This is a genomic window from Arcicella sp., assembly GCF_964672035.1.
The window spans coordinates 1-14,876 of sequence record NZ_CBABQS010000065.1 but is presented as its reverse complement, the minus strand read 5'-3'; the positions used below and the strand labels follow the sequence as shown (position 1 = coordinate 14,876).

General features: G+C 32.7%; 12 protein-coding genes. 4 read left to right on the top strand and 8 right to left on the bottom strand.

All coding sequences use genetic code 11. The features are described 5' to 3' along the window. Nucleotides 1–25 precede the first annotated feature (25 nt). From AC1W31_RS15585 to AC1W31_RS15570, 4 genes are all read left to right on the top strand, one after another. On the top strand, nucleotides 26–1,003 hold the full coding sequence (locus AC1W31_RS15585) for a glycosyl transferase (RefSeq protein WP_481735405.1): 978 nt from the start codon (nucleotides 26–28) through the stop codon (nucleotides 1,001–1,003). A gap of 42 nt (nucleotides 1,004–1,045) precedes the next feature. Beyond that, nucleotides 1,046–2,098 (top strand): glycosyltransferase family 9 protein, encoded by a 1,053-nt coding sequence (locus AC1W31_RS15580; protein ID WP_481735404.1) that lies wholly within the window; start codon nucleotides 1,046–1,048, stop codon nucleotides 2,096–2,098. Next, the gene (locus tag AC1W31_RS15575; RefSeq protein WP_481735403.1) at nucleotides 2,095–3,342 is read left to right on the top strand and encodes a glycosyltransferase family 4 protein; all 1,248 of its coding nucleotides are present in this window, start codon (nucleotides 2,095–2,097) and stop codon (nucleotides 3,340–3,342) included. The genes AC1W31_RS15580 and AC1W31_RS15575 overlap by 4 nt, the downstream gene beginning before the upstream one ends. Nucleotides 3,343–3,514: 172 nt before the next feature. Continuing rightward, nucleotides 3,515–4,651: a hypothetical protein gene (locus AC1W31_RS15570; protein ID WP_481735402.1), complete on the top strand. Its 1,137-nt coding sequence runs from the start codon at nucleotides 3,515–3,517 to the stop codon at nucleotides 4,649–4,651. 75 nt (nucleotides 4,652–4,726) lie between these two features. On the opposite strand, the gene AC1W31_RS15565 is transcribed toward AC1W31_RS15570, so the two are convergent. From AC1W31_RS15565 to AC1W31_RS15530, 8 genes are all read right to left on the bottom strand, one after another. Continuing rightward, a complete protein-coding gene (locus AC1W31_RS15565; protein WP_481735401.1) occupies nucleotides 4,727–5,896 on the bottom strand; it encodes a glycosyltransferase family 4 protein in 1,170 nt (389 codons plus the stop codon). Nucleotides 5,897–6,014: 118 nt separating this feature from the next. Further along, nucleotides 6,015–6,569 (bottom strand): WcaF family extracellular polysaccharide biosynthesis acetyltransferase, encoded by a 555-nt coding sequence (locus tag AC1W31_RS15560; protein WP_481735400.1) that lies wholly within the window; start codon nucleotides 6,567–6,569, stop codon nucleotides 6,015–6,017. Next, a complete protein-coding gene (locus AC1W31_RS15555) occupies nucleotides 6,566–7,471 on the bottom strand; it encodes a glycosyltransferase family 2 protein (protein WP_481735399.1) in 906 nt (301 codons plus the stop codon). The genes AC1W31_RS15560 and AC1W31_RS15555 overlap by 4 nt, the downstream gene beginning before the upstream one ends. A 19-nt stretch (nucleotides 7,472–7,490) precedes the next feature. After that, complete coding sequence (locus AC1W31_RS15550) at nucleotides 7,491–8,636, bottom strand: glycosyltransferase (RefSeq protein ID WP_481735398.1); 1,146 nt, start codon at nucleotides 8,634–8,636, stop codon at nucleotides 7,491–7,493. A gap of 39 nt (nucleotides 8,637–8,675) precedes the next feature. After that, complete coding sequence (locus AC1W31_RS15545; RefSeq protein WP_481735397.1) at nucleotides 8,676–9,740, bottom strand: acyltransferase family protein; 1,065 nt, start codon at nucleotides 9,738–9,740, stop codon at nucleotides 8,676–8,678. A 15-nt stretch (nucleotides 9,741–9,755) separates the two neighbouring features. Continuing rightward, nucleotides 9,756–10,910: a glycosyltransferase family 4 protein gene (locus AC1W31_RS15540; protein ID WP_481735396.1), complete on the bottom strand. Its 1,155-nt coding sequence runs from the start codon at nucleotides 10,908–10,910 to the stop codon at nucleotides 9,756–9,758. Continuing rightward, complete coding sequence (locus AC1W31_RS15535) at nucleotides 10,911–12,254, bottom strand: hypothetical protein (protein ID WP_481735395.1); 1,344 nt, start codon at nucleotides 12,252–12,254, stop codon at nucleotides 10,911–10,913. A 72-nt stretch (nucleotides 12,255–12,326) separates the two neighbouring features. Continuing rightward, entirely contained in the window at nucleotides 12,327–14,054 is a 1,728-nt protein-coding gene (locus AC1W31_RS15530) for a hypothetical protein (protein ID WP_481735394.1), read from the bottom strand. Nucleotides 14,055–14,876: the final 822 nt, after the last annotated feature.

Genomic DNA, 14,876 nt, shown 5'->3' with positions numbered 1-14,876 from the left:
TCGTCAAATCTAATTTAAAAATTCTATGACCTTAGCTTTCACATTGTGTTCCATTAATTATTTAGCTCAAGCCCAAACACTGGGACAGTCGCTCCAAAAAACGAATCCAGCGGTTGAATTTGTGATTGGTTTGGTGGATAAATTAGATAAAGTAAATCTTGAATCTGATAAAATTCCTCCTTTTCAATTATTACAAATTGATAAAATCGGCATGAATTGTTTGGAAGAAATGTGTGAAATATACGATATAACTGAACTTAACACAGCCGTAAAACCATTCTATTTTGACTATTTTTTGAAAAATCGACCAGAAGTAAAAAATATCATTTATTTTGACCCAGATATTATTGTTTTTGATAGCCTTCAACCCCTAAAGGATAAACTCGACGACTATAGCATTGTATTAACGCCCCACATTACCTCGCCCATAAATGATAAATTTGAGACCAGAGAAATTGACCATCTCAATACTGGCTTGTATAATTTAGGATTCGTAGCAATCAGCCGAAGTAAAAGTAGTTCGGATATGATAAATTGGTGGATGGAACGCCTGAAGAAAGACTGTCGAATTGACCTTTGTAATGGGCTTTTTGTGGATCAACACTGGATGATTTTTGTGCCAATTTTCTTCCGAGACCATGTGTTTGTTGATAAATATTATGGTTATAATGTTGCTTACTGGAATCTTCACGAACGTAAAGTATCTCAAAAGCAAGGAAAGTTTTTTATCAATGATGTACCGCTTATTTTCTTCCATTTTAGCGGATACGGAATTAATAAGCCCTATGAAGTTTCAAAATATCAAAATCGTTCAAATTTTGAAAATAGAAAAGATATTATTCCGCTATTTGAGTATTATGCACAACAATTAAAGGATAATTTTAATGATTATTATAGTCAATTTCCCTGTTATTATATCAAAGTAATTAAGATGAAGCCATATTTACGAGTGCGGAAAGCGTTACAATATCCTTTTAGAAAATTGCTAAACTTAGTAGCTTAAATTTTATATACCTGACTAAACTATACCCTAATTTTCTAATCTATGCTTTCTAATCGTACTATTGAAATCTGGACATATCGATACCATAAATATTTGGATATCCTTTTGTCGATATATAAATGGGCACATACCTATTTACTTATTAAAATTAGTAAGTTGTTGAATCCGCAACGTGAATATATATGTGTTCTTTTAGCCGAACATTTTGGGGATATTGTGGCTTGTGAACCACTTTCGAGGGAATTAAAGATAATGTATCCTAACTCAACGGTTTACTGGATTGTCAATAAATCTTACCGAGAATTATTAGATTATAACCCCAATATTGATGTAGTTATTGAAGAACATAGTGTGTTTTTCTCAATGCTTCTATCGAAAAAAAACTCATTCGATCATTTTTATAATTGCCATTTATCGGGTTTGAGAAGGTATCCTCACTTAAAAAAGACCCTTCAAAACCCTTTAGCAGAGTCACTTAATATTCTAACCGATAATTACTTTAATCATGGGAACATATTGAAAGTATTTGCGAAAGTAGGAGGATTGCCCGTTTTGACTGAATCCCCTCGAATTTATATCCCAAAATCAGTTGAAAATAAAGTAGATAAAATGCATTTTCCCAAGAAAACGATCGTAGTTCATTGCCATTCCAATTATTCACCGAAGGACTGGCAGGTATATTATTGGGAAAGATTAGTGCTGGGTTTAATGAATGTATATGATTGTAACATCATCGAAATCGGCTTGAAAAGCACCTTAGAAGTTTATCATTCAGAATACTATAATCTTTGCGGAAAATTGAGTTTACTTGAAACCGCAGAAGTGATCAAAAGAGCCCAATTTTTTATAGGAATTGATAGTGGCCCCGCTCATTTTGCCAACGCTGTTGGAACTTTTGGTTTTTTATTATTTGGAAAATTAGGTGATTTTGAAAACTATATGCCCTACTCTGGCGGTTTTGAATCACAATTAAATGCAAAGTTTATCTTCAAAAAAGGGCAACCTTGCTCTGAATTGGAATATGACAAAGTTTGGAATGTAATTTCTGAAACAATTCATGAGAAGCAGTTGGTATCAGAAATTAGCAAAATATGAAAACTATATTAGATGTTTCACTCTTAGGTCAGGGATATTACCATCAAAAAGCAAGGACAGGCGTTTTTAGAGTAGTAGAAAATTTAGCTACTTTATTGCCCACTATTTCCTCGGAATTGGAAGTTATTTTTGTTGATAATTTGGATTTATTGGCAACCATTGGATACCTAAGCGAACATGTTAAAAATCAAGAAATTCAATTTTTAAATGCTGAATCCCAACTTTCAATTGCCAACTTTCAAAATCAAATACTTACTTTGTTTCCTTTTAATTCACTGCCACAAAAAGCGATAAAACGTCTTTTTTACCAACTCTATTCATCAAAAAGTCATTATCAAGATAAAGTTCTGGATAGTACAAATTTATTTCATTCCCCCTATTTCCCAATTCCGAAACAGATTCAAGAACTCAAAAAACTTAAAAAACTGATTACCATTCATGATTTAATTCCAATAAAGTATCCTCAATATTTTGAACATAAAATGGATAATGTGGTTCATCAAATTATTAAATCACTTAAACCTGATAACTATGCGGTTTGTGTATCGGAAGCCACTAAAATAGATTTATTAGAAATTTCGGGGCTTGATGAATCTCAAGTTTTTGTGGTGCCATTGGCGGCTTCAGCAACGCTGTTTTATCCAGTTTTAGACCAAGATATTATTAACAATACCTTGGAAAAATTTGCCATTCCGACAAACCAATCTTATTTATTGAGTATTTCAACCTTAGAACCTCGTAAAAATATTGATACCATTATTAAAAGTTTTGCAGAGTTGGTTTTACAAGAAAATATTCAGGATTTAAACTTAGTTTTAGTCGGTACGAAAGGTTGGGATTTTGATAAAATATTTGAAGTAATCGCTGTTTCTCCACAGATTAAAAATAGAATAATTTTTACGGGATATGTACCCGATGAAGACCTTGCTGCACTCTATTCAGGCGCTTTGTGCTTTGTGTATATGTCTTTGTGCGAAGGTTTTGGGTTACCTCCGCTCGAAGCCATGCAATGTGGCACACCAGTTATCTGTTCGAGTACAACCTCACTTCCAGAGGTAGTCGGAGAAGCGGGAATCTTAGTAGCTCCTACCAATTATGAAGAAATTAGTCAGCAAATGTTAAAAATTTATCAAAATAGTCAATTCAGAAATCAGTTAGGTCAGCAATCTCTTCAAAGGGCAAGTCAATTTTCATGGGAAAAATTTACGGAAGAAACGTGGAAAGTTTATCAAAAAATTCAATAAATTTAAGGTAAATATGGATAGAATTAAAAGAGTATATGTATGAAAATTGTCTTTCACCAAATTAAGTATTTAGGCGTAATATTGTTAAAATTTCATTTTCGGCATATTTTTTGCAAACAACAGGTATAACACATGATACACCCGAAACCGACTATCTGGGTATGAACAGTTTATGGATACAAATTCAGTGGAAAATGCCCTCAATCCGAACGATTCGGAGGCAACTTATCGAGCATTACGAGACTCTATCTTGCAAATTTATCAGTTTGGTACCAAAATCGCAAAGGAAGCAAATCCTGACAATGAACTTCAAGTTTCTTGGGAATTAGGAGATACTTCTTTGATGAATTGGATTAGCGATACCCACTGTTATTTGAGTAGAAAAGCTCAGAAATTACAGTTTTTGGCACGTCCGTCAAAATTAGAAATTATCAGTTTTAATCTTAACGAAGGAGATAAATTGTTAATTTGTAGTGATTCTTTGCGTCAAAATTTATCAGATAACGAAATTGATGAAATTCTTCAAGAAAGCCACGGCTCAGAGAATTCTTGTCAGAATCTTCTGAAAATTGCGAACGTTAATCATGGAGCAACCGAAAATATTCACAATATAGTTGTCATGGAAGTAATTAATAACCAGAAAGTTATCTCCCCAACTCCCATTGCTAATACCAAAATAGTAAGTAAAGAATCTTCAAAAATTAACCCGATTTGGATTATACTACCCATTTTATTATTCTTAATAGTTGGTGGATTATTATGGATGTGGAAAAATAATTCGTTGAATTTTGGAAATCTATTGGTAGGTAACAAAACGAATACCGTTGTAGAAGATACCGTAAAATTTATTAATCAAGATTCGCTTGAATTAGTAAAAGCCAACAGTACAATCACTAAAGAATTTGAAAGTGAGAAGGAAACGACTATTTCTCCTGAACAGAACGATGATTTTATTAATACTCCAACTAAGGAATTAAAAAGTGAGAGTAATCCTCCAAAGTCAAGTACTACCAATAATTCATTTTCGGAACCTAATTTATCCAAAACAGTATCAAGTAATCGGTCGGGTGATGAGAATGAAATTTCAAAAGCATCAAATAATAGTACTTTCAATCCAGCCACTGAAAAACAAAACTACGATGCATTGGTTCAACAAAAAGAGCGATGGACCATTATAAAAAATGACTTGCAAAATATTCTTGATTCAGGAAATACTGCGGCGGCGGATAAGTTGAAAAATAGTGAAAAAGTTCTTCAACGAATTGAAAAGAAACTTCAAGAAAGTGGAAAGAAATTAGGAACGAATTAACAATTGACACTATAAAAATATCAAAAAAGGCTCTAAAATATGAATTTAGAGCCTTTTTGATGATAACCATATTCATCAAGAAGTAGCAAGTTCGCTTTGCTGACTTTCATTTTTTGTATTATCAGATGCTTGTGAATCAATCTCTTCTCCTATCATTTGGCGATTTATATTATTGTGTTTTAAGATGTGGGCAATCCACATATAAATTGCAAAAAGTACAATCAAAATATAAAGTGAGGTGGTATTATCCGTTGTTTTGCTAATACTCAAAAACAAAATTGTTGATATTAAAGTAAAAGACCACAGAATAACAGAAGTTTGGAAATGACTCATGCCACTGTCAATTAAAATATGGTGTAAATGGTTTCTATCACCAACAAAGGGGGATTTTTTGTCTTTTAACCTAATAATAAAAACTCTCAACGTATCAAAAATGGGAACAATTAACACGACAATGGCTAAAATTGGTGCTGAAAATGAAGCATTTGGATTGAAACGGTATTCAATATTTAACTGAATAAATTTCAAGGCAAACATCGATAATAAAAAACCAACGATTAATGAACCAGTATCACCCATAAATATTTTGGATGTTTTTGAGTAATTAAATCTGAGGAAACCAAGCAGAGCGCCAGACATTGAAGCGGCTAAACAAGCCAAAGCAAAATGCTCATTTAGGAAAAACCAAAGGCCAAACATTCCACCCGCAATCATTCCAATACCTCCTGCCAAGCCATCAATTCCGTCAATTAGGTTAATAGCATTGATTAAGGCGATAAATATAAAAATGGTTAATGCAAGACTCATGGCGTATGGGACTTCATTTATTCCGAAAATTCCGAAGAGATTTTCAATTCTTAAATCTGCCAAAATTACTACTAATCCTGATACTGCTACTTGTACAAACATCTTCTTTTTGGGAGATAAGACCAAAATATCATCTTTCACCCCTAAAAAGAAAAGTACCACAATGGCTGAAATGGAAAGATGAATAAGCTGTCCTTCATCTGGATTTTCCCAGAGAAAATAACTAATAAAGGTGGAAGCAAAAATGGCAACGCCGCCCAAGGTAGGCGTTTTGGTAACGTGCGAACTTCGCTCACCAGGGTCAGCCATCAAATTTTTTAATCTGGAAATTTTTATGATGACGGGAATTGCCGTGATGGAAGTTACACAAGCAACAATTGTCGAGATAATGACTTGAAAAAGTCGATCGTTATATAGATTTAAAAAAAAATTGCTCATTGTAGGATAAATGGTAGTTTGTTGAAATTGTAAAAATTTATATTCAAACTATGTTAGTAAGGATTATTTTAATAAAACTTCAATTAAATTACGCAATTACTTAGAGATTCCAAAATTATTAAATAGAAATAAAGCGTTCTCTAACCGCTTGGGCAGGGTTTCCTTGATAAATAACGTAAGGTTTTAAGTCTTTGGTAGCAACTGAATTTACTGCCAAAACCGAGTGGCTCATACATCTAATACCGCCGCAAACCACTGATTTTGCACCAATCCAAACGCCTTTTTCTAAGTATATTTCTTTAGGAATTAGATCAAAAGTACTTCTTTTATAATCATGATTTCCAGTCAATAGCAAAGCTCCTTGGGAAATACAGACATTGTCTTCAATGATTACTTTTACAAAATTATCAACCGAAACCATTTCTCCAATCCATACATTATTTCCAATTTCTAAAAACCAAGGATATTTGATATTTACCGCTGGTTTTATCATGACATTTTTTCCAATTTTTGCGCCAAATAACTTTAACACACCAACTTTGATAAATACTGGAATCGGTAAATAGTTATTGATTATCAGGCTGTTGGTAAAAAACCAAAGGATAACTTTTATCTTATTTCCTGGATTATACCAATCATTATTAAATTTCGATAAATCTGTTTCTATTTTCATTTAGTTAAATCTTTGTCATATTCGGTTTTGAAAAACTGAATAATTGCCTGTTTGTCACGCCCAACTCGGTGATAAATCTCATAAATTTTGACATCAATCAGAAAACGATACCAAAAGCCTTGAAGAAAATGCCACATCAACCCTTGTTTGCCATCAATAAATCCTAATCTAATAAAATACCGGTAAATAAAGTAAAATATTGGTCGTGTAAATAAAGGAACCGAAGCATATTTTACTTTCAAATATCGTTTTCTTTCCGCTTGACTACCAAATAATTTAGGTTCAACCGCCACAAAATCTCGAAAATTATATTTGATATTTAGTATGTCAATTACTTCTCTAATGCTGTAAAGATTGTGTTTCTGCGTCCACCAAGTGATATTATTCAGGTTATGATCGACCAAATCGTTTTCCATTTTGATTGTTTTCCCTTGAAATAATTTAACGTGTTCATCCATCCAACTTTCCTCACAAATGCCGTGTCCATTTCTCCAAATTCTTAATAACCAAATCGGATAATATGCCCCATATTTAATCCATTTTTCAAAGAAAATAACCCTTCTTTTAATATACATTCCACTAATTTCTTCGGAAGTAGAAGACAGGTTTTTATTTATTTCATCCGACAATTCGGGCAAAACATATTCATCCGAATCCATTCGCATCAACCATTTTGTTTTGAATGGATTATTTTCAATGCCAAAATTAAATTGAGTTGCGTAATTAACCCACTGATTTACAGCGACTTTTGCTCCTAAACTCTTAGCAATTTCAACTGTCTTATCAGTAGAACCTGAATCAACGATAAAAACTTTATCTGTAAATGTAGATAACGATTTAATACATCTGGCAATATGCTTTTCTTCGTTGAAAGTTAAGATTATGACTGAAATGTCTTGCATGTAGGATTCTATATTAAAATTATTTTTTGACTATTCTCTCAAATTCACTATATAATTGCTTAGCTACCAATTCAATATCATATCTATTTTTTACCAGCGATACGCCATTTTTTGAAAGTGTTTGGCAATATTCCTTGTCATCGAGCATTTTATTCAAGCCGTTCACAATGCTGTCTTCGTTTAATTCAATTAAATGGGCAGCATTTGTTTCTCGGATTGTTTCACCAAAACCAACACGGTCAGAAAGTAAAGATGGTACTCCAGAAATCAATGCTTCTAACGTTGCAATGGAAAAACCTTCAGAATGAGAGGGTAAAACAAATATATCAGCGTCTGAAAGTGCCGATAATTTGTCTTTTCCCGTTAGCATTCCAACTAATTTTATCCGGTTTTCTAAGCTGTTTTCTTTGATAAAGTTCTCTGTTTCAGATAAATATCCATCATCTGGTCCCGCCAAAATTAACATGCAATCATTTCTTTGGGAAGCTACTTTCTTAAAAGCTGGCAATAATAAATCTAAGCCTTTCTTTAAATTGATCCTGCTCATAAACAAAATCAACTGCTTCTCTTTCGGAATTTGAAATTGATTTCTAAAGGTATTTTTTTCTGGTAAAATCGCAAAGTCGTTCAAATTCATTCCGTTAGGAACAATCTTCACATTTGGATGTTCAAAGCCTAAAAAACGCTTCAAATCTTCCCGTTCATCCGAATTATTTATTTGAATTAATTCAGTATTTTTCAAGATACTTTTCTGAAAAAGTAACCCAAAAATATATTTTTTCCAATAGCCTTTTCCAATCGTCCAACGGTCGAGCAATCCATGAATGGTAATACATTTTGCGGTCTTAATTCCTGCCAAATAAGGCGCAACCCCCGAAAAATGCCACACACCATGAATATGGATGACATCGTATTCATTCCCATGAGCCTTAATCCAATGGTATAATTCGGGCGAAAATTCAGCCCAAAATTTAGAAAACCAATGACGTTTACAAGTAACAATATTGGCTCCTTCTGGAATGGCATATAACTTTTGACCTGCTGAAATTGGTGTAAGAATGGTCACATCTGCCCCTAATTTCATTTGAACGATGGCATGGTCATAAATTATTTTTGGAGGACCGCCAATGTCCCAAGAATATCCACAAATGTTTAATATTTTCATTTTTCTAAGCCCATAGATTTTATGTTTCGCAGGGAAAATTTAATCTGCTAAAACATTATTTAACTTCTTTGCCACTGGTTTTTCAACCCATTTATGCACAGATACACTGGTAATAATGATGGCGATGATGATAAAATAACTGTACCAAACTTCTTGATTTGCCGAGAAATTGTATCCTAAAATTTGGGGTAATTTATTTAATAATAGCATCATCGGAAAATGAATCAGGTACAAAGCGTAAGAGGCATCACCCAAAATAATGGTAAACTTAGGAAAAGAAATAGCATTATTTTTTTCTAAATTTAGTAACCCTATAAGAATTAAACCTGAGGGCAAACCAAAGGTTAAAACCCTTTGATAAGAATCGTAATCGCCCACTGAATATCCAAAAAATACAATTATGCTAATGGAAACTATCAACAAAATTACGGATATTATATTAGATAATTTAATTTTTTCGTAAAACTGATAAATCAAGAAGCCAAACATGAATTCAAAATTATAGCCACTAAAAACAAAATTATAGTAATTAAAATTGATATCAGGTATTTCTGAAATGTCAATGAAAATGTTATAAAAGGAAATGGCTATTATGATGGCTGGTACTATCCAGAGACGCTTTGAGATTATTAAAATGGCGAAACATAAATAAAAAAATAGCTCGTAAGAAAGTGTCCACGTAACGGGATTTATGGCAAAATGTAAAGGGAATAATGTGTAAGTTTTGAGATAGGTTATAACCGTTTCTGGGTAGCCAATGCTGAATATATTTTTATGTAATATTTTAACGATTAACCAACTTGATAAAAATAGGGTTGTTGTAATAATCCAATAAATGGGATAAACTCTGATAAAGCGTTTTTTTAAATAGTCTTTTATTTTGGAAGGGTTATCTAAATATTTTTCGCTCGTAAAGTGAATGATAAACCCACTGATAACAAAGAATAAATCCACCCCCGCAAAACCAATACTAAAATTGTCATTAAACAATAAAGTTGGTACAAAATAGCGTTTCACGTACCCGCCAGTATGATGGATAACTACCGCCAAAGCTGCAAAACCTCTTAGAAACTGAATGGAATTAATTATTTTTTTGGAAGACATTTTATAAATCAGGGTTCAAGAAGCACCTTTAATTTGTTGAAAACCTTTATACATTTCATTGGCCACATTTTCTGGCGAATATTCTTGAATAATTCGTTGTGAAACAAGCCCCATTTGCTCAGAATCGACTTGATTGTTCATGAATTTTAATAAAATCTTAGTCAATTGTTCTTGATTATCGGGTGAAAAAGTAAACCCATTTTCGCCGTTTTTTACTAAATCAATCGCACAACCACATTGATCAGAAACAATGACTGGCAGTCCACAAGCCATCGCTTCATTCACAACTAATCCCCATGGCTCAGAATAACTTGGCAATACCAAAACATCGCTAAGTGCCAGATATTCAGGAACTTGTTGCCATGAAACGCCATTTTGAAAGCTGATGTTTTGAATTTTATTTTTGAAGACAAATTGCTGTAAATCTTCTTTTAATTCACCATCACCTAAAATTATGACACCCCAATTATTGGAAGAATTCATTTGAGCAAGGTTAAAGGCTTCCAAAAAATGAAAAAGGTTTTTATAATCAATTAATCTACCCACAAAAGTGAAGTTTTTGGGTGAAATCTCAAGCATTTGTTGTTGTCGATTTCGCTCAGGAAGATATTTTAAATAAATCTGTTTTAGCGCTTTATTATCCACACAATTCCGTTTGACCAACATCTTTTTTGCACTAATTCCTAAGGACAAAATATAGTTTTCTGATCGTGTTCCAAAGTTGAAATATCCATCAAATTGCTTGATTATCAGGGATTTAATAGATTCTTTTATGCCATTGCGAGTATGGTCATTGGCGGTAGATTCGTTTGAAAGAACGGTTTTTATGCCTTTTAATTTGCAATAAAATAAAACAGTCCAAGAAGCAATATCATAATAGCCCGTAAGATTTACCACATCTGGTTTAAAATCCTTTATTGTCTTTAAAATTCCAGAAATTCTATTCAGTAAACTTATCTCTTCGAGTGTTCCTTCATGCAAAAGTGTATAAGGATATTGATGAATGGAATTATCTAAATCTCCTAAATTCACTCGGCTTTTTTCGACAGCAGCAATCTGCACAACTAATAACGAGTCAGACTTGTTGTGACTCATAATTTTCTGCAACTCATTGAAAATGATTGCTTTATAGTGAGCCCATAGTTGATTGTGAACAATTAATATTTTCATTTATGCGGTCATTGCGGGAGCAGTATTTTTTTCTTCTTTTTGAAACGGAACGGGTATTTTTTGCAAGTATTTTATTCCTAAAAAACGAATCATTACAAGAAATACATACCAATAGGCAATTCCATAAGGTTCTCCTCCTGTGAAGAGCGTTACAAAATAACACATATAAAAGTATCCTAAAAATGTGGTTAATTGATTTGTACCATCTTTTATAGCTCTTAATGACTCTCTAAAAAGTATTAAGTTCATCATCGCAAAACTCCAAAAAGCGATAATACCACAGTCAATCCAAGTTTCTAAAATGGGAATGTCCATGTACAAGAAACGGTAGCCTTTCCCAAGAACTAAATCCCAGGGCGACTCTAATAACACTTTTTTGAATGCGCCAAAAGTATTTACCCTCCCCAGTGCGGAGTAGTCGATGGTTTTGGCATCTTCCATTCCCGTAGCGGTTAAAATAGCTTTTGTGAAGGTAATACTAAAAGCATCGTAATATAAATTGATAATTGACACTAATTTGGCTTGAGTACTGATAAAGTAAATAAGTCCAACGAAAAATAAGGCAATCAAAAATAAATTTTGGGGCTTAAAGATGCTTTTAAAGGCATTTTTAACTGATTTTGCCGATACATTATAATAAAGAAAAATCATCATTGTGAAGATAAATCCTAACAGAATAGACCTTGCTTGAGTCAAAACCAACACAATTATTGATAATATCATATTTCCTAAGGAGAATAATTTCCACAAAGTATTTTTATTTTTCAACATGATATAAGAGGAGAAGACACCCGCAAAAGCGTTTCTGGCGTACACGTGAGGATTACCACTGGCAGTAGTTGTACCATCGCCAAATACAACTGAAGCACGTTGACCAATGATAAAATTAGCATTTGTGGCCATCGAATAAATCAAACAAATGCTTCCTAAAAATGTAAGACAAACAACAATCGGCAAGAAATAATCTTTCACCTCATTTGAGACGCTCAAAAGCAAAATAAAGAAGACAAAGTACGAGGCATAATTTATTAAATCTCGAAAGAAGATAGAACTGTTAGCAGTATAACTATAAAATGGATTGATGAAGAAAAAATTTATCAGAATAATAAACATATAGATAAATGCGAGCCTATAGGCGGGCAAAAAAGGTTTATAGAATTTGCGAAAAATGTCGTCTGGTGACACCATCAACCCTAATCCTAAAATTAGACTGGCAATCGTAAAAGCGGAGCCTCCGCCAAAACCTAAGACCTCTTTGAAGAAAAAAATCAAAGGGCTTCCCATAAATACGATGAAAATTCCTAAGAATTGACGACTATATTTGAAATTATAATACTTATTCATAAGACAAATTTACAAACGAATCTGTGAAAGTTTAAAATTTTGAAATAACATGATTTTGTGATAAAATCTAAATTAATTCGTTGTGGCTTTAAAATCATACGCCCAAAATATTTCACCACCACCTTTCAGAAAAGACATTATGGGTTTGAGTGAAGGTAATTTTTCTTGTGAAACGATATAACCGTATTTTCCTTCACGGAAACGAGTTAAAGCTTCATTTTTTACATAACAGTGACTCATATTACTGTTATTTTCATAGAAATAATCCGTGTCGAAATGTTTACTCGAATCACTATCAACGAATTTCAAGGCAACCTGATATTGAGTATCGAACAATTTTTCATCTTCAAAGGCAAACGATTGTGCTAAAATGGGCAACGTAAATTTGCCCAGTGAATCCGAAATGGGTATTTTTAATAGTTTACTCAATTTATTCATTCGATATGTTTCACTCGCATTTGCTTCGTATTCACGCATCAGACAAACTTTATTTTTTGGAATGAGTCCATCAAAATCGAGGGACAAAAGTATTTTTTCATTATTTTTCAAGGTCTTAATCCAAGCAATGGCATCCGCTAAATTTTGTTGTTGACCTATTACCGAGGCTTTGTTTTTTTGTACGGTCCAAATCGTATTTGTGAATAATAGCAAGGTCAAAATACTTAATACCCATATCCTGTGCTTTTGCTTTATGAATGAAATAACGCCATATAAACCAAAAGTAATCATAATAATTGCCATCATCGACAACGGAAATGTGTGCGTATTGTAAAGCTGAGCTGCTTTTAGCGAAGAAAAAAGAATGAATGAAAAGTTAAGGATAAAAATTATTACAGTCGCTTTAAAAGTATGAAGTTTAACTAAAAACCACATTCCCAATAGGCAAAAAAATGAAAAAATGAGATTGATGGGTTCTTTTACAAAATTATTTATGTAAGACATATTAAAATAAGTGTCCATTTTATCGTGGTTGATTTTGGTAAAAACACCACCTAAAAATGATTTTAAAACCACAAAAGTATCCGTAATGATAAAAGGCATCAAAGCCAAAAGTGCCAATATTACCACGCCCAAATGATTAAAGTATGTTTTAAATGGAATCTTTTGTTGCCAAAGATTGATTAAAATACCGCCCACTACAAATGGACTAAAAAATATGAATATAAGTCTTTGCGTAAACGTAATGATGAAAAGAATCAATAACGTAGTAGCAATTTTAGGCGTTATTTTTTCCGTAAATAATATTCTGATAATTAAATATAAAAATAAACTTCCTGATAAAGCTTCAGGGCGAATTAAAGGAGCAGAAACCCAAATTACATCTGAGCAAACGAACAAAAATGTTAAAATAAACTTGATTTCTGGTTTTAATACAGGGTGTTTAGCGTGAAGAATAAATTGTAAGGTTCTAAAAATAATAAATCCAATCAAAAATAGTTGAATCCATCTTTCCCAAATCACAAATTCTTCACGGTGATTTAGATAATAGAAAGCATTTTTATCGAAAATGGTCAAAATATCTGGCAAGCCATGAATATTGGAAATATTTTTGAGTAAGCTAAATCCGCACCAAATGATAAACATCAAGTAGGCAATGAGCGTACTCGGTAAGGCAGCCCATTCTAAAGCCCTTGGCGTAATGCCGAAGAGTAAAAAAATGCCAGATTCGCCAATGAAGTTTTCGTCAGTTGTGAAGGTTATTAATGGGGGAGGGGATAGAATTCCGTGATAAAAACTTATCGCTAATAAAATCAGTAAAATTGAAAAGGAAATTACGGATAAATTTCGGGTTGAGTACATGTATAAGTTTTGAGTTCAGATTATTTGCAAATTTAATGAAAAATGCTGAAATCATTAGCCACATTCTTATTTGATAGCTTGCAAAATACTTCCGATTAATCCTCTCAAAGTATCTAAATCATTTTCAGATAAGGTTACGAAAAGCCCTTTTTCAACTTCATCTATGTTTGAATGGGATTGATTTAATAAATTTACTTCTTTTCGGTAAGACTAATTCTCAGAATTCTTTTGTTTTCAACATCGACATTTTTAAGGATTAAATGTTTTAGTTCTAACGAAGCATCGGTCTCATTCATTGACTGTGGAGTCATCTTGAACCGTCAAAAAAGTTGAGCGGAAGCTAAATCACTTAGATTATCTTGTACAAAATTTAGAACAATAAATTACGAAAGAGTAATGATAGAACCCGACAAGACCTCATTCATTTGAGCGGCAATTTCAGTTTCAATTCTTTTAATAAGATAAACAGTTCTTGTAGCTATAAAACTAATTTTTCTACAATTAATAAAAAATTACTTATTTGGAATAAATAAATTGATACTGAAGCTGTTTAAACTTTCTTTTTTTTATTGATTTTACGTAAGAAAATGACTGAGAATGCCATAAAATGCAGTGACATCCAATTTCTGATTGAGAATTCAAACCTCACAATCAGTGCTTTAAAACCATCAAGGACTGGTAAAATACAGTGTTCCAACTTAAAATAGTACCGCTAAAAAATTGCTTCGTTGGCAATTCTCGCCATTGACAACCTGTTTTTAAACGATGTAAAATGGCTCCAATTATCTCATGAATTGGCACAGTAGGGTCAAATCCTCTACT